16 protein-coding genes are annotated in these 19541 nt (G+C 49.4%); 7 read left to right on the top strand and 9 right to left on the bottom strand.

All coding sequences use genetic code 11. The features are described from left to right. Positions 1–147 precede the first annotated feature (147 nt). The 7 genes from OGX91_RS21290 (at position 148) to OGX91_RS21260 (ending at position 10890) form a co-directional block, all read left to right on the top strand. On the top strand, positions 148–1710 hold the full coding sequence (locus tag OGX91_RS21290; protein WP_137379171.1) for a bifunctional metallophosphatase/5'-nucleotidase: 1563 nt from the start codon (positions 148–150) through the stop codon (positions 1708–1710). Between the two features lie 146 nt (positions 1711–1856). Then, a complete protein-coding gene (locus OGX91_RS21285; protein ID WP_040230701.1) occupies positions 1857–2741 on the top strand; it encodes a nucleoside-specific channel-forming protein Tsx in 885 nt (294 codons plus the stop codon). A 134-nt stretch (positions 2742–2875) separates the two neighbouring features. Continuing rightward, positions 2876–4489, top strand: coding sequence for a bifunctional metallophosphatase/5'-nucleotidase (locus OGX91_RS21280; protein WP_286627257.1), 1614 nt, complete (start codon positions 2876–2878; stop codon positions 4487–4489). 80 nt (positions 4490–4569) lie between these two features. Then, entirely contained in the window at positions 4570–5712 is a 1143-nt protein-coding gene (locus OGX91_RS21275) for a radical SAM/SPASM domain-containing protein (RefSeq protein ID WP_353622682.1), read from the top strand. Positions 5713–6206: 494 nt separating this feature from the next. Next, a complete protein-coding gene (shiA, locus tag OGX91_RS21270) occupies positions 6207–7523 on the top strand; it encodes a shikimate transporter (RefSeq protein WP_286627255.1) in 1317 nt (438 codons plus the stop codon). A gap of 118 nt (positions 7524–7641) precedes the next feature. Next, the gene (locus OGX91_RS21265; RefSeq protein WP_005128994.1) at positions 7642–9096 is read left to right on the top strand and encodes an AMP nucleosidase; all 1455 of its coding nucleotides are present in this window, start codon (positions 7642–7644) and stop codon (positions 9094–9096) included. Positions 9097–9111: 15 nt separating this feature from the next. Next, positions 9112–10890 (top strand): aminopeptidase P family protein, encoded by a 1779-nt coding sequence (locus OGX91_RS21260; RefSeq protein ID WP_155021302.1) that lies wholly within the window; start codon positions 9112–9114, stop codon positions 10888–10890. A gap of 55 nt (positions 10891–10945) precedes the next feature. Here the strand turns inward: OGX91_RS21260 and ptsG are convergent, their stop codons facing one another. From ptsG to fabG, 9 genes are all read right to left on the bottom strand, one after another. Further along, the gene (ptsG, locus tag OGX91_RS21255; RefSeq protein ID WP_005128998.1) at positions 10946–12379 is read right to left on the bottom strand and encodes a PTS glucose transporter subunit IIBC; all 1434 of its coding nucleotides are present in this window, start codon (positions 12377–12379) and stop codon (positions 10946–10948) included. A 293-nt stretch (positions 12380–12672) separates the two neighbouring features. Continuing rightward, positions 12673–13470, bottom strand: a complete 798-nt coding sequence (locus OGX91_RS21250) for a metal-dependent hydrolase (RefSeq protein ID WP_149691512.1) — start codon at positions 13468–13470, stop codon at positions 12673–12675. Positions 13471–13480: 10 nt separating this feature from the next. Next, positions 13481–14485 (bottom strand): DNA polymerase III subunit delta', encoded by a 1005-nt coding sequence (gene holB, locus OGX91_RS21245; protein ID WP_286627254.1) that lies wholly within the window; start codon positions 14483–14485, stop codon positions 13481–13483. After that, positions 14482–15123: a dTMP kinase gene (gene tmk / locus OGX91_RS21240; RefSeq protein WP_155021303.1), complete on the bottom strand. Its 642-nt coding sequence runs from the start codon at positions 15121–15123 to the stop codon at positions 14482–14484. Before tmk ends, holB begins: the two co-directional genes overlap by 4 nt. Further along, a complete protein-coding gene (gene yceG, locus OGX91_RS21235; RefSeq protein WP_040230692.1) occupies positions 15113–16135 on the bottom strand; it encodes a cell division protein YceG in 1023 nt (340 codons plus the stop codon). The genes tmk and yceG overlap by 11 nt, the downstream gene beginning before the upstream one ends. Positions 16136–16137: 2 nt before the next feature. Further along, positions 16138–16947 (bottom strand): aminodeoxychorismate lyase, encoded by an 810-nt coding sequence (pabC, locus tag OGX91_RS21230; protein WP_005129012.1) that lies wholly within the window; start codon positions 16945–16947, stop codon positions 16138–16140. A 130-nt stretch (positions 16948–17077) separates the two neighbouring features. Next, positions 17078–18319, bottom strand: a complete 1242-nt coding sequence (gene fabF / locus OGX91_RS21225) for a beta-ketoacyl-ACP synthase II (protein WP_005129014.1) — start codon at positions 18317–18319, stop codon at positions 17078–17080. An 85-nt stretch (positions 18320–18404) separates the two neighbouring features. After that, on the bottom strand, positions 18405–18641 hold the full coding sequence (gene acpP / locus OGX91_RS21220; protein ID WP_000103754.1) for an acyl carrier protein: 237 nt from the start codon (positions 18639–18641) through the stop codon (positions 18405–18407). Positions 18642–18796: 155 nt separating this feature from the next. After that, positions 18797–19531: a 3-oxoacyl-ACP reductase FabG gene (fabG, locus tag OGX91_RS21215; RefSeq protein ID WP_149691508.1), complete on the bottom strand. Its 735-nt coding sequence runs from the start codon at positions 19529–19531 to the stop codon at positions 18797–18799. Positions 19532–19541 lie beyond the last annotated feature (10 nt).

Below are 19541 nucleotides of genomic sequence, written 5' to 3'. Positions count from 1 at the left end.
AATTAACAAGCAAAGATCAAATAAAGCGCTAGAACATTAGTTATTTGAGCATTATTGATTCAACCGCAGATGAAAAAGGATTCATGTGTTCACATGAATCCTTTTGAAAGCACCACTAAATTTTATATAACCAAATGAAAACTAGTTATGCAAATAATAACAAAACTTAGTCTGATTACATTGTGCTTATCCGCAACGTTAGCTGCACCAATTAGTGCAAAGGATGTGACTATTTATTACACCAACGATTTACATGCCCATGTTTCCCCGGGAAAAATCCCCGCCGTTGATAAAAACCGAGCCGTAGGTGGTTTTGCTAACATTGCAACCATCGTTAATGATGCCAAGAAAAAAAGCAAAGATGTATTTTTCTTTGATGCGGGTGATTATTTTACTGGTCCATATATAAGCACCTTAACCAAAGGCGAAGCAATTATTGATATTATGAATACCATGCCTTTTGATGCTGTGTCGGTGGGGAACCATGAATTTGACCATGGCGTCGAAAATATGGTTAAGCAGCTATCAAAAGCGAACTTCCCAGTTTTACTGGGCAACGTTTTTTATACTGATAGTGATAAACCTGTCTGGAATAAACCCTGGACAATTGTCGAAAAAGACGGCATAAAAATTGGCGTAATCGGAGTACATGGAAAATTTGCGTTTTATGACACTATTGCAGCTAAGGCTTACGCTGGCTCAGAGGCTCGTGATGAAGTGCCTTACATTCAAAAAGGGCTTGATGCATTAAAGGGTAAAGTCGACATCATCGTGCTACTCATCCACGAAGGGACACCAGCGCGTCAGTCAAGCTATGGAAATAAAGATGTTGCCAGAATGCTGCAGGCCGATATCGATACCGCAAAGAAATTTAAAGGTATTGATGTACTTATCACTGGACATGCGCATGTGGGTACACCAGAGCCGATTAAAGTCAATGACACACTTGTTGTTTCAACAGATGCGTATGGTACCGATATTGGTAAGTTAGTCCTGGACTTTAACCCCAGGACTAAAAAAATTGATGGCTATAACGGCAAGTTAATCACTGTATTTGCTGATGAATATAAGCCCGATCCAAAGGTCCAGGCCAGGATTGATGTGTGGAATACTAAACTGAAAAGCATCACCGACCAGGTTATTGGATCGACAACGGCACCGTTCACCCGTGCTTACGGTGAATCCTCACCGATGGGTAATTTAGTTCTCGACGCCATGATGGCCAAAGCACCAGATGCCGTCCTGGGATTACAAAACAGCGGTGGGTTGCGTGCCGATTTTCCACAGGGAAAATTGAAATATGGTGATGTAATTACGACCTTCCCGTTTAATAACGATCTTGTCGAAATGGATCTTACCGGAAAGGATCTTATTAATTTAATGACCCACGCCACTAACCTTACCAACGGGGTTTTGCAGGTGTCAAAAAGTGTCCATGTTGTATATGACAGTAAAAAACCGTTGGGTGAGCGGGTTGTTAAATTCACCATTAATAACCAACCTGTAGAGCCTGCCAAAACATATCGGGTTGTTACACATTCATTTTGTGCGACCGGTGGTGATGGGTTTGAAGCTTTCTTAAACGGCACGAATGTCAAAACTATTAACAGCACCAGTTCTTCAGAGTCAATCATTGATTACATTAAGTCCAGTAGCCCATTAAAACCGGATCTGGAAATGAGGGTGGTTGATGTAAGCTCGGCTAAATAATCTCAATTAATTAGCGACAGATATATTTTTGCCCAACTGCATTTTAAATATATAAAACATATAATGCTATTTTTATACTGGGAATTATTTACATTTTCTTTTTAAAGATGGCATTTTAAAAAAACCTCAACAGAAGGATTCTGTTTATGTTAAAGAAGAATGAAGTATTTTTATTGGGAACACTTTTATCATTACCAATGGTAACACTTGCAGAGACAGGAAATGATGAATATCTGTCAGACTGGTGGCATCAAAGTATTAACCTGGTGGGAAGCAACTCTACACGCTTTGGGCCACAAAAACGAGCTGATTTATATCCAGAATATCGAGCATGGGCGCATAAGGATTGGTTCGATTTCTATGGTTATGCAGATTTACCTAAGTTTTTCGGTTTAGGAAATGTTAACGACAAAGGTATTTGGGATAATGGTTCTCCATTTTTTATGGAAATAGAACCTCGTTTTAGCATCGATAAATTAACAGGACTCGACTTAAGTTTTGGTCCATTTAAAGAATGGTATTTTGCCCACAACTATATCTATGATGCAGGTAGTAATGAAGGACAACGTCAGAGTACCTGGTACATGGGATTAGGTACTGATATTGACACTGGATTGCCGATGTCTTTATCTGCAGATATCTATGCGAAATATCAGGGAAATAATTATAACGCTGCCAATGAAAACGAGTGGGATGGATATCGTTTTAAATTAAAATATGTTATTCCAATTACTCAGTTTTGGGGCGGAAAGTTAAATTATGTAGGTTTTACTAATTTTGATTTCGGTTCGGATTTAAAAGAAAAATCAGGTGGCAAGCAACAATTTTACTCTCGAACCAATAGCTCGATAGTAACCACTAATGTATTGGCATTAGTTTATCCTCACTGGAGTTACAGTGCGAGCTTCCGTTATTTCTATCATGGTGGACAATTTGAAGAAGGTAGTAAAGCATTTAATACCAATGGAGGAGCAGTCTCTATAGATTCAACAGGATGGGCATATTATTTATCCGTGGGCTACACGTTTTAATTAAAACAAATAAAGTGGTTGGTCATCGATTTTTTAAGAGATAGTTGATTCGACTGCAAATGGTAAAAGGTTCATGGGCATGCATGAACCTTTTATCTAAATGTCATACTTTATATACCTAAAAGGAACTAATTATGAAGATGAAAATAATTGCTGCGGGTATTCTATCGACACTCTCGCTCTGGGCGAATGCCAAAGATGTCACTATTATTTACACCAATGATCTCCATGCTCATGTTGATAGCTACAAACTCCCGTATATCGCAGATGGTAAACGAGATATCGGCGGCTGGGCAAATATCACTACCATGGTTAAACAGGAAAAAGCAAAAAATAAATCCACTTTTTATTTTGATGCTGGAGACTATTTTACCGGACCATATATCAGCAGTTTAACCAAGGGGGAGGCAATAATTGATATTATGAGGACTATGCCCTTTGATGCGGTATCCATCGGTAATCATGAGTTTGACCATGGCTGGGATAACCTCTTGCGCCAGTTAAGTAAGGCGAACTTCCCTGTTCTGTTAGGGAATGTGTTCCATAAAGACAGCGAGATACCTTTCTGGAACAAGCCCTATACTATACTGGAAAAAGATGGTGTCAAAATTGGTGTTATTGGGCTGCACGGTGTGTTTGCATTTAATGACACGATTTCAGAACTCTCAATACAGGGCCTCGATAACAATAATAACAATCGTTTTGATAAATCAGCCGCAGCCCTTAAAAACCAGGGGATAGAAGCGCGTGATGAGGTAAAATATCTGCAGCACTACCTGGATGAGTTACGTGATAAAGTTGATATCACCGTTGCTCTCGTTCACGAAGGTGTCCCGGCACGCCAGTCCAATATTGGTAATACAGATGTCAGACGTGCGCTGGATAAGGATATTCAGACAGCAAGCCAAGTGAAAGGGCTTGATATCCTCATCACCGGACACGCTCACGTAGGGACACCAGAACCGATCAAAGTTGGGAACACGTTAATTCTTTCTACTGACAGTGGCGGTATTGACATTGGTAAACTGGTACTCGATGTTAACCCAGCAACTAATACTCATGAAGTAAAAAGCTTCGAACTGAAAACAATTTATGCTGATGAATGGGTACCTGATCCAACAACCCAGAAAGTTATCGATGGCTGGAATAAAAAACTTACAGATATCGTGCGCCAACCAGTAGGTGAGTCACCTATCATGTTAACCCGTGCCTATGGTGAATCCTCACAACTTGGTAACTTGTTTACGGATGCAATGCTGGTTGCTGCACCGAAAGCACAGATCGCACTGATTAATTCCGGCAGTTTACGCGCGGATATAAATGCTGGCTCGATTACCTTTGGCGACATTACCAGTACATTCCCCTTCAAGAATGAGCTTACAGAGATGGATCTCAGTGGCAAGGATTTACGTAATCTGATGGAACATGGAGCATCACTCACGAATGGCATACTACAAATGTCAAAGGGTGCTGAAATGCATTATATCCCGCAAAAACCAGTCGGCCAGCGAATAGCATCTCTCACTATCAATGGCAAAGCGATTGTGGACACGGAGACTTATCATGTAGCAACGACAACATTCCTTGCGCTGGGAGGGGATGGTTTTCTGGCCTTTAAAGAAGGTAAAAATGTGCAAGTTCGTGCCGGGCATAATATGTCCGATGTCGTGATTGACTATCTGAAATCAGGGCACAAAATCGTTCCTGCACAAGTTAATGAAATGCGAGTCGAAGTTATTAAGCAATAAAAGATAAATATTGATGATGCAATCCATTTTATGGATTGCATCACTTCCTTGCATATTACAAAACAAATAAAAATAAAGTGATGAAAACGATAATGAAAAATTGCCATGTGATGACACCCCCCACCAGTGCATCCTGCAATTCACGTTGTACGTACTGCTTCAAGGCGCAACCTTGCCCGAACGGTATGGATATAGATGATGTGACGCTTCAACTATTTATTCGCCAGCAAATTGATACCCAGGAAACTGGCGATGTGATTTTTACCTGGCAGGGAAATGAACCAACGCTTGACAGATTTAACTTTTTTAAACGAGTTATCGAGCTGCAACAGCAATTTGCACAAGGTAAAAACATTATCAACACATTGCTAATCGACGGCATTCTGCTGGATGATAGCTGGTGTGAGCTATTCAAGAAAAATCAGTTTCTGATTAGTATTGCAGTGGATGACGATATTTCGTTGCAAGACAGTGTCTGCAAAACGACTTCTGGTAAACCTCTATATCATCTGATTGAAGAGGCCGTGAGGTTGCTGCAAAAACACGATCTTGAATTTAGTACGCGGACTGTCATTAACGCCATGAATAGCCAGAACCCGTTGCGACTCTATCATTATCTGAAGAATCTTGGCAGTCGCCACATGCAGTTTATCCCCTTACTTGAACCTCTTACGCAAGGTGGTGTGGATGCACGAAGCCTTACGCCCGCGGCATTAGGGACTTTTTTAAAAACGCTTTTTTACAGCTGGGTACGTCTGGATATCGGAACAATTAAAATCCCCATTTTTGAGCACGCTTTCGCTGCGTGGTGTGGGTTGCCTGCACCGACCTGTGCTTTTGCGCTCTTTGGTGATAGCGTGTTAGCATCGAAAATAAACGATGATTTGTACGAGTGCGATTGCCTGGTTAATCCAAAAACTTTGCTGAGTAACAACCATCAACCTGTTATAACTACGATGCTAAAAAGCACTGAAAATCAAATAATTGAGCAGAACAAGCCGCTACTGGTAGCAGAGTGTATGAGTTGCAAAGTGAAATTTGCCTGCCATGGCGGTTGCCCAAAAGATCGCGTTGTGCTTTCTGAACGCGGCATCCCGGAGCTCAATTATTTTTGCGAAAGCTATCAGGTTTTTTTCACTTATATTGAGCCCTATATGTTAATGATGAAAGCTTTGTGGGAACAAAACTATGCACCTTCCGATATTCGTCAGTATTTGTCCTGACATGATTCTCAATACGTGGTGATGGATGAAACAGCCGCACCGACAGTATTTTGCAATACCAGGGCTATTTTAGCGTCCGGGATTTGATTAATCCCGGAAGTAGGCGTTTTAGTGTTCGCGGAACTGCTAACATAAATCAATGTAATTCATCCGCTACTTCACAACACCCTGCATCCCCACAAACAAATGGTGGTCATTCTGATGGTCTTGACAAAACAAGATTTCTGATCTAGTTCCCAGCCAGTTAATGACTAAGGCGATCCCAGTCAGAGGATCCAAATTTAAGAGGCCCGTTTAAGGAAACTTAAGCGGGCTTTTTGCTTATTAATTTCTTCAATCGTCTTATTTTTCATCTTGCCCTCTTGTAAGGGATAAAATCGTTTTATCTTCTCGTCTGTCGCGGTAGTCTCATTACAGTCGTTTATATCTCGACTGCAATGTGCGTAACCTAACTCCAAGACTAATAATTAAAAAACAGTACAGACAGGATAACTATGGATTCCACCCTCACCTCCACGGGTCCCCAGCAGGACACCTCATCGCTTAACCGTGCCCGACGTGCCGCACTCGGCAGCTTCGCGGGTGCCGTGGTCGACTGGTATGATTTTCTGCTTTATGGCATCACCGCCGCGCTGGTTTTTAATCGCGAGTTCTTCCCGCAGGTCAGCCCGGCGATGGGTACACTTGCCGCATTTGCCACCTTTGGCGTCGGATTTTTGTTCCGTCCGTTAGGCGGGGTGATCTTCGGTCACTTCGGCGATCGCCTGGGTCGCAAACGAATGCTGATGCTCACCGTCTGGATGATGGGCATTGCCACAGCGTTGATTGGTATTATTCCCTCTTTTGACACCATCGGCTGGTGGGCCCCGGTTCTGCTGGTGACGCTGCGCGCCATTCAGGGATTCGCCGTTGGCGGTGAATGGGGCGGCGCGGCGCTACTCTCCGTCGAAAGTGCACCAAAAAACAAAAAAGCATTCTACAGCAGCGGCGTTCAGGTGGGTTATGGCGTCGGCCTGCTGCTCTCGACAGGACTGGTTTCGCTAATCAGTTCGCAAACGACCGATGAGCAGTTTCTGTGTTGGGGCTGGCGCATCCCGTTCCTGTTCAGCATTGTGCTGGTTCTGGGCGCATTATGGATGCGTAACCGAATGGAAGAGTCGGCAGAGTTTGAACAGCAAAAACAACAGCAGACGCAAACCAAAAAACGCCTGCCGGTTGTCGAAGCGCTGGCCCGGCACCCAGGGGCATTTTTGAAAATTATCGCCCTGCGCCTGTGTGAACTGTTGACCATGTACATCGTCACCGCGTTTGCCCTGAATTATTCCACGCAAAATCTGGGGCTACCGCGCGAACTTTTTCTCAATATCGGGCTGCTAGTCGGTGGATTGAGTTGCCTGACCATCCCCTGCTTCGCCTGGCTTGCCGACCGATTTGGCCGCCGCCGGGTCTACATTATCGGTGCCCTGGTCGGTACGCTGAGCGCCTTCCCGTTTTTCATGGCCCTGGAAGCGCAGTCCCTCTTCTGGATAGTGTTCTTCGCGATTATGCTGGCCAACATTGCGCACGATATGGTGGTCTGCGTACAGCAGCCTATGTTTACCGGCCTGTTTGGCGCAAGCTATCGCTACAGTGGCGCGGGCGTGGGTTATCAGGTTGCCAGCGTTGTCGGCGGTGGTTTTACGCCTTTTATTGCCGCTGCATTAGTGACTTTCTCCGGTGGCGACTGGCACAGCGTGGCCATTTACCTGATGGCCGGATGCCTTATTTCGGCCGTCACCGCAATGCTGATGAGAGATAAGCAACACGCGTAAACCTTTGTGCGAAGGCCATCGGGTCTTCGCATAATCTTCCTCAACGTCTGACTTTTGTTTCACATTCCTGTGACATACTATCGGGAGAGCAGTACATCTGTGGAACAAGGAGACAGACATGAACAATAAGGGCTCCAGCCTGACACCTGCTCAGGCACTGGATAAACTGGACGCGCTGTACGAACAGTCGGTGAAGGCTCTGCGTAGCGCCATTGGTAAGTATATTGAAACAGGGACGCTCCCTGACGACATCGCCCGCCAAAACGGTCTTTTTGTTTACCCATCGCTTTGTGTCACCTGGGATGGCAGTGCCACAAACCCACCGAAAACGCGCGCATATGGCCGTTTTACCCATGCAGGCTGCTATACCACGACCATCACCCGCCCGTCGCTTTTTCGCCCTTATCTTGAAGAACAACTGACGCTGCTGTATCAGGATTATGATGCGCATATTTCCGTCGAGCCGTCGCAACATGAAATTCCCTATCCGTATGTAATTGACGGTTCTGAACTCACGCTTGACCGCTCGATGAGTGCCGGATTGACGCGCCATTTCCCAACCACCGAGCTTTCACAGATTGGTGATGAAACAGCCGACGGTACCTATCATCCGGCGGAGTTCTCCCCGTTGTCGCACTTCGACGCGCGACGAGTCGATTTCTCGCTGGCGCGACTGCGTCACTACACGGGAACGCCGGTTGAACACTTCCAGCCGTTTGTGCTGTTCACTAACTACACCCGCTACGTCGATGAGTTCGTGCGCTGGGGCTGCAGCCAAATCCTTGACCCGGACAGCCCCTATATCGCGCTGTCATGCGCGGGCGGGATCTGGATCACCGCGGAAACCGAAGCACCGGAAGAGGCCATCTCCGATCTGGCGTGGAAAAAACACCAGATGCCCGCCTGGCATTTAATCACCGCCGACGGTCAGGGGATCACGCTGGTTAATATCGGCGTCGGCCCCTCTAACGCCAAAACCATTTGCGACCATCTGGCCGTGCTGCGTCCTGACGTCTGGTTGATGATTGGTCACTGCGGCGGCCTGCGAGAAAGCCAGGCGATTGGCGACTATGTTCTGGCCCACGCTTATCTGCGTGACGACCATGTACTGGATGCCGTACTGCCGCCGGATATTCCGATTCCGAGCATTGCGGAAGTACAACGCGCCCTGTATGACGCGACCAAAGAAGTCAGCGGCATGCCGGGTGAAGAGGTTAAACAGCGGCTGCGTACCGGCACCGTCGTCACCACCGACGACCGTAACTGGGAATTACGCTATTCCGCTTCTGCACTGCGTTTTAACCTCAGTCGTGCCGTCGCTATTGATATGGAGAGTGCCACCATTGCAGCCCAGGGCTATCGTTTCCGCGTCCCTTATGGCACGCTGCTGTGTGTTTCCGATAAACCGCTCCACGGTGAGATCAAACTGCCTGGTCAGGCCAACCGTTTTTATGAAGGGGCCATTTCTGAGCACCTGCAAATTGGCATCCGGGCTATCGACCGGCTGCGTGCCGAAGGCGACCGGCTGCACTCCCGCAAATTACGTACATTCAACGAACCGCCGTTCCGTTAAGGCCTGAAGGTAACTATGCACAATTCAACTCCCCTTTCCGCCCTGCGCAGTCTGCTGTTAGCGCAGGGACTGGATGGCATGATTGTTCCCCGCGCCGATGCTCATCAGAGCGAAGATTGCACACCGCACGACAATAAACTAGCCTGGCTCACTGGTTTTAGCGGTTCCGCGGGTCTTGCATTGGTACTTCGCGATCGCGCGCTGATGTTTGTCGATGGGCGCTATCAGGTCCAGGTGCGTAACGAAGTCTCTCTCGATGATTTTGAAATCCATCATTTACACGATGAACCTCTGGCCGACTACTTGCAGGCTTACGTCACCTCTGGTGCGCGTATCGGCTTTGAACCTCTGCTGATGGTCAACAGCCAATTTGAAGCACTGTCGGCCACCCACTGCAAACTGGTTCCGATGGAACGCGATCCCTTCGACCAGATCTGGCTCGACCGTCCAGCCGCCCCCAGTGGTGTTATTCGTGAAATGCCCGTTGAGATAAGCGGCGAAAGCAGCACACATAAGCGCGAACGAATAGTAGAGCAACTGACTCAGTATCAGGCCGACGTGCTGGCGATTACGCTGCCGGATAACATCGCCTGGCTACTCAATGTCCGTGGAGCCGATCTTGCGATGGTTCCGGTTCCTTTTTCGTTTGCCCTGCTCCATCGCAGCGGCGAACTGGAGTGGTTTGTTGATAATAATAAGACGCAGCAACTGCCCGCATCATTGCTGGAGACGGTCACGCTGGCCCCGCAAGAGAGTTTCCTTGCGCGCTGCCAGCAGTTGGCGGAAGGAAAACGCTTCCTCGTTGATAAAGACTACGCCCCGGTCGCGCTGCGCTTTGCTATTGAAGGACACGGCGGTGACGTCTTATGGGCCCCTGACCCCATTACCTTAATGAAAGCGCATAAAAATGATGTTGAGCTGGCAGGGTATCGGGAATGCCATGAACAGGATGGCGCCGCATGGGTAAACTTTCTGGCCTGGCTGGCGCATGAGGTCCCTCTGCGCGAGGCAGCAGGTAATCCTGTCACTGAACTGGAAGCACAAGCCAAACAGCTGGCGTTTCGCCAGCAGCAGCCAGGATTTATCGAGCAAAGTTTCAGCACGATTTCCGCCTCTGCCAGCAATGCGGCGATGTGTCATTACCATTCCAGCGAGAAAACAAACACGCCCATCACCACACAGGCAATGTACCTGAATGATTCCGGCGGCCAGTATCAAAATGGCACTACGGATACAACAAGAACACTCGCCTTTGGTCCACAGGAACCGCAGCGGCGACTGCATTACACCGCCGTGCTGAAAGGGTTTTTATCACTGATCTCATTGCAATTCCCCAGCGGCACGCAGGGTCATCAACTGGATGCGTTTAGCCGTCGGGCGCTTTGGGAGTTGGGTCTGGATTTTGACCACGGCACAGGACACGGCGTTGGCCACCAGCTACTGATCCATGAGCAGCCTCATCGTATTGCAAAAAAAGTAAATCCCTGGCCGCTGGTGGCAGGTAACATTATCACCATCGAACCGGGCTATTATCTGGCTGGACAATATGGCATCCGCATTGAGAATCAGGTGGAGATTATCAACAGTCGCCCTGGCTTCTGTCGTTTCTCAACGCTGACGCTGGTGCCGATTGATTTGAATCTGGTTGAGCTGCATCTGCTGAGTGAGGCTGAAAAGCAGTGGATTGATGATTACCATCAACAGGTCAGAGAAACGCTATCGCCACGCGTGGGCAGCGACGCGCGCCCGTGGCTGTTCGCGGCGACGGCGCCGATACGCGTTCAGGCCAATTAATGCAATAAAAAAGGCAGCCCGCAGGCTGCCTTAGTTCTCCCCAACGTCTTACTGCTTAGCTGTTACGGATGTACTCATCCATTTCAGTTTTCAGGTTATCGGACTTGGTACCGAAAATAGCCTGAACACCAGAACCCGCGACCACAACGCCCGCCGCACCCAGTTTCTTCAGGCCAGCCTGATCCACTTTGGCAACGTCAGCAACGCTGACGCGCAGACGTGTGATGCACGCATCGAGGTTAGTGATGTTTTCTTTACCGCCGAACGCAGCAACCAGGGCCGGTGCCATTTCGCCAGTCGCGCCCGCTTTGTTGTCTTCAGTCGCATCTTCACGACCCGGCGTTTTCAGGTCCAGCGCTTTGATCAACACACGGAAAATGGTGTAGTACACGATCGCATAACCGATACCGACAATCGGGAACAGCCACAGTTTGCTGCTGTTACCGGACAGAACGATAAAGTCGATCAGACCGTGGGAGAATGATGTACCGTCGCGCATACCCAGTAGAATACAGATTGGGAATGCCAGGCCAGCCAGAATCGCGTGGATGATGTACAGAATCGGTGCCACGAACATGAAGGAGAACTCGATCGGCTCGGTGATACCGGTCAGGAACGAGGTCAACGCCGCGGAGATCATGATACCGCCCACTTTCGCACGGTTTTCTGGTTTTGCAGAATGCCAGATAGCGATAGCGGCAGCCGGCAGACCGTACATTTTGAACAGGAAGCCACCGGACAGTTTGCCCGCAGTCGGGTCACCTGCCATATAGCGAGGGATGTCGCCGTGGAAAACCTGGCCTGCAGCGTTGGTGTATTCACCGATCTGCATCTGGAATGGAACGTTCCAGATATGGTGCAGACCAAACGGCACGAGGCAGCGTTCAATGAAGCCGTAGATACCGAACGCCACGACCGGGTTCTGGTATGCAGCCCACTGGGAGAACGTCTGAATAGCAGTACCGATCGGCGGCCAAATGAAGGACAGGACCACACCCGTGAAGATGGCAGCCAGACCAGAAATAATAGGAACGAAGCGCTTACCGGCAAAGAAGCCCAGATACTCAGGCAATTTGATACGGTAGAAGCGGTTGAACATATACGCTGCGATCGCACCGGAGATAATCCCCCCGAGAACACCCGTATCAGCAAGGTGTTTAGCGGCGATCTCTTCAGCAGGTAAATGCAGAACCAGCGGCGCAACAACAGCCATGGTCTTGACCATGATGCCGTAAGCAACAACGGATGCCAGAGCGGATACGCCGTCGTTGTTGGTGAAGCCTAACGCAACACCGATAGCGAAAATCAGCGGCATGTTCGCAAAAACAGAACCGCCTGCTTCTGCCATTACGTGCGATACAACGGCTGGCAGCCAGCTGAAGTTAGCGGAACCGACACCCAGCAGGATACCTGCGATCGGGAGTACGGATACCGGCAGCATCAGCGATTTACCGACCTTTTGCAGGTTAGCAAATGCATTCTTAAACATAATTAGGAGTGCTCCTGAGTATTTGTGCTTTTCTACGTTCTCACGCATTGGCGAGGGGGGAGAACCTCGCCGTGGACAGGGTATCTAAGTACCCTTTATTTATTACACAGAGTAAAATAATTCAGTTCGTTTTTGTTTGACGGCTATCACAATTCAGCTTTGGATGGCCGAAAAACTCGCACATTCCGATAAATTGAGTATCTGAATGTTTCCAACTGGTTATTCACCGCCCATTTAATGGCGGTGAACTTTACTCGCTTTATTTATTAATTACGAGCTTTAAAAAAACTCAGTTAGCGGACTGATTGCAGGCGAGAGGCGTCGATGTGAAACAGGCGGGCAAAGTTATCTGTGGTGATTTGCGCCAGTTCTTCAACGGCAACACCTTTCAATACGGCCATGTACTCTGCGACATCACGAACCATGGCTGGCTGATTCTCTTTTCCACGATGCGGTACGGGCGCAAGGTATGGGGAATCAGTCTCAACTAACAAACGATCCAGCGGAACATAACGCGCAGCATCACGAAGCTGTTCAGCATTACGGAACGTGACGATGCCAGAAAACGAGATATAAAATCCGAGATCCAGCAATTTACCCGCAGTTTCCCTGTCCTCTGTAAAACAGTGTAGTACGCCGCCACAATCCGTCACTTTTTCTTCGCGCAGAATCGACAGCGTATCAGCACGCGCATCGCGGGTATGTACGATAACAGGCTTGTGTAACTCACGGCCAATCTGAATGTGGTGGATGAATGATTCCTGCTGGCGCACCTTGGTTTCTGGCGTATAGAAATAGTCCAGTCCGGTCTCCCCCATCGCGACAACGCCTTCTTCAGCGGCATAACGGCGCAGGTCTTCAACGTCATAGGTTTCGTCCTGATTTAACGGATGCACCCCGCAGGAGAAAACCACATTGTCACGTTCACCAACCAGTTCACGCATACTGCGGTATCCCGGTAGCGTGGTGGCAACGGCAAGACAGAACTTCACATCGCGTGCGGCCGCTTTCGCCAGCACGTCATCCACGTCCTTATGCAGAGATTGATAATCCAGGCCATCAAGATGACAGTGCGAGTCGACTAAAAACATAATGTCTCTCTCAAAGATGGGGAACAGGCAGCGTGGTGCCTGGTTGCAGATAATGCTCAGTACGGAGAATAAGATCGGTTAATACCAGTTCACGGTTTACGCCCGTCACGTTAAGCAATTGCTGACGACAGTGACAAACATCACCAAGTATCGCCTGTATCTGCGCGACGGATAACCGCTCAGCGATTGACGATATCAACGCCAGAGCATCAGGATTAGTTAAATGTGCCACACCATACGGGCGTTTGAGGGCATCTGTAAACAACGTTGCCAGCCAGTGTAAACGGGTCGCAGCTTGCTCATGATTGAGTGCCGCCAACAGGATATACCAGTCGTCGGACTGCAATGTGTTCGCCAGTGCCGCACAGAAGTCGGTCCGGTGCGCCCAGCTTTCGGCTTGTAGCAACGTTAATGCCGCACCGGGCGATCCGGCACTCAGCCGCAATGCGCTCAGTAGCGCCTCCTGAGATGCCGTCACTTCGCGGGCAAGCCAGGATATGGCATACGATTCTGCCGGAGGAGCAAGATGATGTAACCGACAGCGGCTACGTAGCGTCGCTAACAATCTTGCCGGCTCTGTGCTGGCGAGGAAAAACCAGGTCAGCGCGGGCGGTTCTTCCAGCGTTTTCAGCAAGGCATTGGCGGCGGCATCGGTTAACTGAGCGGCATCCGGGATCCACACCACTTTCGCACCGCCAAGGCGTGAATGCTCATACAGCTTCTCGCTGACTTCACGTACCGCATCAATACCCAGCGTGCTTTTGCCTTTTTCCGGCAGCAACGAATAGTAGTCCGGGTGTGTACCTGCCTGCATCAACTGACAGCCACGGCAGTGCCCGCAGCTTTTATGTCCTTCCGGCTGCTGGCACATTAAATAGCGGCTGAGCGCGTAAATCAACGCGTCGTCACCCATGCCGGGTAACGCCTGAATCAGTAACGCATGGTGACCACGACCCGCCTGGTAGCTGGCTACCAGTTTTTCAAAATCCGGTCGTAACCATGGATACCATTTCATGCGCCCTGCTCCTTCACCCACTCGGTGATGGTATTACGGATATCAGCCATTACAGCCTCCAGCGGCTGCGTAGCATCAATAGTACGAATGCTGGCGTCTTTAGCGGCGAGTTCGAGATAGCGTGCGCGGGTGCGATTAAAGAAATCAAAAGATTCCTGCTCGATACGATCCAGCTCGCCACGGGCACGGGCACGTTTTAAGCCGACTTCTGGAGTTACATCCAGATAGAGCGTCAGGTCCGGGCGAAAATCGCCGAGCACCGCATCGCGCAGGGTTGCCAGCATGTGTTGATCGATGCCACGGCCGCCGCCCTGATAGGCCTGGGTCGACAGATCGTGACGATCGCCAATAACCCAGCGGCCTTTTGCCAGCGCCGGCTTAATCACCGTTTCAACCAGTTGGACGCGCGCGGCATAAAACATCAGGACTTCGGCTTTGTCGGTAATCACCTCGTCGCCGACCGATTTAATGTCCAGCACCAGACTTCTTAATTTCTCCGCAAGCTGCGTCCCACCGGGTTCGCGGGTAAATACCATGTCGCGAATCCCGAGTTGCTCAAGTGTCTCAACCACCACATTACGCGCAGTAGTTTTTCCGGCGCCTTCCAGGCCCTCGATGACGATATAGTTACTGCCCATTTTTTTCCTTAAGCACTTTCAGATAATCCTGCACGGAGCGGTTGTGGCTGACAAGATTAGTGTTAAACGTGTGGCCGCCTTTACCGTCAGCGACGAAATAGAGATACGGCGTTTTGGCCGGATGCGCTGCGGCCTGTAACGAAGCCTCGCCAGGCATGGCAATCGGACCCGGCGGCAAACCTGTGATGGTATAAGTGTTATAGGCAGTCGGCATTTCCAGATCCGCACGCGATAATTTGCCATTATACCGTGTCCCCATCCCGTAAATCACCGTTGGATCGGTTTGCAAACGCATGCCAATACGCAAGCGGTTAATGAAGACTGAAGCCACCTGGTCGCGCTCACTGGCAACCGCGGTTTCTTTTTCAATGATAGAGGCCATGGTGACCAACTGATTTTTATCCTGATAAGGCAAGCCGTCAGCACGCCCTTCCCAGACGGTGTCCACCGCTTTAACCATTTTCTGATGCGCACGTTTTAGCAACGCCACGTCGGTGGTATTCGCGGTATACATCCAGGTATCTGGCCAGAACCAGCCTTCCACCCATTGCGGGTTTTCCAGCTTCAGCGCCTGGGCGACGGTCTCATAGTTATCATCACTCAGCGTATGTTTGATATACGGCGCATCGCGCAGCTGTTTCAGGTAATCGCTCAGGCGCATCCCTTCAACCAGGCGTAACGGGAACTGCGCCTCTTTACCGCTTTCCAGCAGTTGTAGCATGTCCCGCACCGTCATGTCGGGCGTAAAACGGTAGGTTCCGGCTTTAAAATGCGACAGGTCGGGTTCCACACGCAGCAGCCACTGGAACACGCGCGGGCGATTGATAACCTTGTCCGTATACAACTGTTCCCCTAGCGCCAGACGGCCCGTCCCCGCTTTCAGCGTAAAAATCGTCTCTTCTTTGATCAATAACTTACTGTCCGCCAGATGGCGAACTTTCCACATTCCCACTCCCGCGGCAATGCCCAGCACAACCAGCAATAACAGGACAACGAGTAACAGTTTTTTCATGACTAATTCGGGTGCTCACAAAGTGGGGCTAAAAAATCGAATAACAAACGCGAAGACAGCAGCGTGTTACCACAAGCACGCACGGGAATAACAGGCATTAACGCATTACAGACGACGATTTCATCGGCCCGCATAACCTCTTCCAATCCGGCATACTTTTCGACAATACTGAACGTCGATTGTGCCAGCATCCGGATACAGAATTGTCGCATAATGCCATTCACGCCGGCCTGATCCAGCCGCGGCGTATAAACCACGCTGTCTTTTCGCCAGAACAAATTAGCCGCACAGCATTCCGTAACCCATCCCTCGCTGTCAAGAACCAGCGCCTCATCGGCGTCCGTCTGCTCAAGATGAGAGCGAATCAACACCTGCTCAAGTCGATTCAGATGTTTAAGCCCGGCAAGCATCGGATTGCGCCCCAGGCGAACAGGACTTAACGTCAGCACGATACCTTGCTTTCGCCAGCTATCATAATGTGCAGGGTAAACAGAGACGGAGAGGATACGTGTCGGCTCATGACAGCTTGCTCCACTGTAACCACGACCGCCACTGCCACGACTGATAATCACTTTCAGTACGCCACGTGCATGCCCTGCAGCCAGTTTTTCCATTTCAGCTTGCAGTTCTGACCACTTATCGAAGGGGATAAACAATGTTTGGCATGCGTCCTGTAAACGCTGGAGATGCGCTGCAAAAAAGCAAATTTCGCCGTCGGTAATACGCGCAGTGGTAAAGCAGCCATCACCAAACTGCATCGCCCGATCGCTTGCAGCCAGCATATCCTGCTCACGGCCATTAATTAAGAACATAGTGGCTCCTTATTCGTGGTTCGCTAGTTTGGCAGGATGAGTCACCCAGGACAAGGACTGAAAACTGAATAAAAAAAGACCCGACAAGCGGGCCTTTTCTCTTAGAGCCTGGTAAGTCACCTGCTGGCGCTTAGATCTTTTTGAAGATCACAGAACCGTTGGTGCCACCGAAGCCGAAGGAGTTACACAGTGCGTATTCCATACCGCTAACCTGGCGCGCCTCGTGCGGAACGAAATCCAGGTCACAACCTTCATCCGGGTTGTCCAGGTTGATGGTTGGCGGAACAGCCTGATCGCGCAGCGCCAGAATAGAGAAAATAGACTCTACCGCACCCGCTGCACCCAACAGGTGACCGGTCATGGATTTGGTTGAACTGACCATCACACTACGTGCAGCATCCCCAAACACCGATTTCACGGCCTGGGTTTCTGCTTTATCACCTGCTGGTGTGGACGTACCATGCGCATTGACATAGCCAATACGACCAGGCTCAATCGCCGCATCACGCAGCGCATTGACCATCGCCAGTGCAGCACCTGCACCATTTTCCGGAGGTGATGTCATATGGTAAGCATCGCTGCTCATACCAAAACCAACCACTTCAGCATAGATTTTTGCGCCACGTGCTTTCGCATGCTCGTACTCTTCCAGTACCACCATACCTGCGCCGTCGCCCAGCACAAAACCGTCACGCTCTTTATCCCACGGACGACTTGCCGCTTGCGGGTTATCATTACGCGTAGACAGCGCACGTGCTGCGCCAAAACCACCCACACCCAGCGGTGTACTGGCTTTTTCTGCTCCACCCGCAACCATCGCATCCGCATCGCCGTATGCAATGATACGCGCAGCATGACCGATGTTGTGCACGCCTGAAGTACAGGCCGTGGCGATGGAGATGCTTGGCCCTTGCAGGCCGTACATGATGGTCAGATGACCCGCCACCATGTTAACAATCGTCGACGGAACGAAGAACGGGCTGATCTTACGCGGTCCACCATTTACCAGAGAGGTATGGTTTTCTTCGATAAGACCGAGACCGCCAATACCGGAGCCGATAGCGGCGCCAACACGGTGAGCGTTCTCTTCCGTAATTTCGAGGCCAGAATCCTGCATGGCCTGAACGCCAGCGACAATTCCATATTGAATGAAGGCATCCATCTTACGCTGTTCTTTGCGCGAGATAATGTCGTCACAGTTAAAATCCTTTACTAAGCCAGCAAATTTCGTTGCATAGGCGCTAGTATCGAAATGGTCGATCAGGCTGATGCCACTCTGACCGGCAAGGAGAGCTTTCCAGGTAGACTCTACGGTATTGCCGACAGGAGACAACATGCCCAGTCCGGTCACAACTACACGACGCTTAGACACGGTTGTCCTCCAGGGAGGGAAAAATAATTCAAGTGGGAAAAAAGATAAAACTCAGGCGGTCGAATGACCGCCTGGAGATGTTCACTTACGCCTGGTGGCCGTTGATGTAATCAATGGCAGCCTGAACGGTAGTGATTTTCTCAGCTTCTTCGTCCGGAATCTCAGTATCAAACTCTTCTTCCAGAGCCATTACCAGCTCAACGGTGTCAAGAGAATCTGCGCCCAGGTCTTCAACGAAGGAAGCATTGTTGGTTACTTCTTCCTGCTTAACGCCCAGCTGTTCGCCGATAATTTTCTTAACGCGTTCTTCGATAGTGCTCATACTCTTAAATTTCCTATCAAAACTCGCTTTCGCGATGGTTTTCGTAGTGTATAAAATGTTGAAAAATTTGCAACTAAATCCCGGCAGGTCTTACCACGATTTTGCGCTATTTTGAGGCCATTCACCCTAATAACGCAAATATTTTTCAATCGTGGTTAAACCATGTACATCCCGCCGTTGACGTGCAAAGTCTCACCTGTGATGTAACTTGCTTCGTCAGAAGCTAAAAATGCAACCGCACTGGCGATTTCCTGAGCGCCGCCAAGGCGACCCGCAGGAACCTGCGCCAGAATACCCGCACGCTGATCATCAGACAGCGCACGCGTCATGTCCGTTTCAATAAAGCCCGGAGCAACAACGTTTACAGTAATGCCACGAGACGCAACTTCGCGCGCCAGTGATTTACTGAAGCCGATCAGACCCGCTTTCGCCGCAGCGTAGTTAGCCTGACCCGCATTTCCCATGGTACCAACCACAGAACCGATAGTGATAATACGCCCATGACGCTTTTTCATCATAGCTCGCATTACCGCTTTTGACAGACGGAAAACAGATGACAGGTTGGTTTCGATGATATCGTTCCACTCGTCATCTTTCATGCGCATTAACAGGTTATCACGAGTAATCCCGGCATTATTGACCAGGATATCGACTTCACCAAATTCTGCACGAATATTTCCCAGAACTGATTCGATAGATGCAGGATCGGTCACATTCAACATCAGACCTTTGCCACTTGCACCTAAGTAATCGCTAATGGCCTGCGCGCCGCTTTCGCTGGTTGCAGTACCGATAACTTTCGCGCCACGGGCAACGAGTGTCTCAGCAATTGCGCGGCCAATGCCACGGCTTGCACCGGTAACCAGCGCGATTTTTCCTTCAAAACTCATGGTTTTCCTC

This window comes from Citrobacter sp. Cpa228 (assembly GCF_030333085.1).
GTDB lineage: Bacteria > Pseudomonadota > Gammaproteobacteria > Enterobacterales > Enterobacteriaceae > Citrobacter > Citrobacter pasteurii.
Note: the sequence above shows the minus strand (reverse complement) of the source record. Positions and strands in the feature narration are given on the sequence as shown.

What these genes read in the sequence shown, in the direction of transcription:
- OGX91_RS21290 (WP_137379171.1), top strand. Translation starts at nt 148, where the DNA reads ATGCAAATAATAACAAAACTTAGTCTGATTACATTGTGCTTATCCGCA.
- OGX91_RS21285 (WP_040230701.1), top strand. Translation starts at nt 1,857, where the DNA reads ATGTTAAAGAAGAATGAAGTATTTTTATTGGGAACACTTTTATCATTA.
- OGX91_RS21280 (WP_286627257.1), top strand. Translation starts at nt 2,876, where the DNA reads ATGAAGATGAAAATAATTGCTGCGGGTATTCTATCGACACTCTCGCTC.
- OGX91_RS21275 (WP_353622682.1), top strand. Translation starts at nt 4,570, where the DNA reads ATGAAAACGATAATGAAAAATTGCCATGTGATGACACCCCCCACCAGT.
- shiA (WP_286627255.1), top strand. Translation starts at nt 6,207, where the DNA reads ATGGATTCCACCCTCACCTCCACGGGTCCCCAGCAGGACACCTCATCG.
- OGX91_RS21265 (WP_005128994.1), top strand. Translation starts at nt 7,642, where the DNA reads ATGAACAATAAGGGCTCCAGCCTGACACCTGCTCAGGCACTGGATAAA.
- OGX91_RS21260 (WP_155021302.1), top strand. Translation starts at nt 9,112, where the DNA reads ATGCACAATTCAACTCCCCTTTCCGCCCTGCGCAGTCTGCTGTTAGCG.
- ptsG (WP_005128998.1), bottom strand. Translation starts at nt 12,379, where the DNA reads ATGTTTAAGAATGCATTTGCTAACCTGCAAAAGGTCGGTAAATCGCTG.
- OGX91_RS21250 (WP_149691512.1), bottom strand. Translation starts at nt 13,470, where the DNA reads ATGTTTTTAGTCGACTCGCACTGTCATCTTGATGGCCTGGATTATCAA.
- holB (WP_286627254.1), bottom strand. Translation starts at nt 14,485, where the DNA reads ATGAAATGGTATCCATGGTTACGACCGGATTTTGAAAAACTGGTAGCC.
- tmk (WP_155021303.1), bottom strand. Translation starts at nt 15,123, where the DNA reads ATGGGCAGTAACTATATCGTCATCGAGGGCCTGGAAGGCGCCGGAAAA.
- yceG (WP_040230692.1), bottom strand. Translation starts at nt 16,135, where the DNA reads ATGAAAAAACTGTTACTCGTTGTCCTGTTATTGCTGGTTGTGCTGGGC.
- pabC (WP_005129012.1), bottom strand. Translation starts at nt 16,947, where the DNA reads ATGTTCTTAATTAATGGCCGTGAGCAGGATATGCTGGCTGCAAGCGAT.
- acpP (WP_000103754.1), bottom strand. Translation starts at nt 18,641, where the DNA reads ATGAGCACTATCGAAGAACGCGTTAAGAAAATTATCGGCGAACAGCTG.
- fabG (WP_149691508.1), bottom strand. Translation starts at nt 19,531, where the DNA reads ATGAGTTTTGAAGGAAAAATCGCGCTGGTTACCGGTGCAAGCCGTGGC.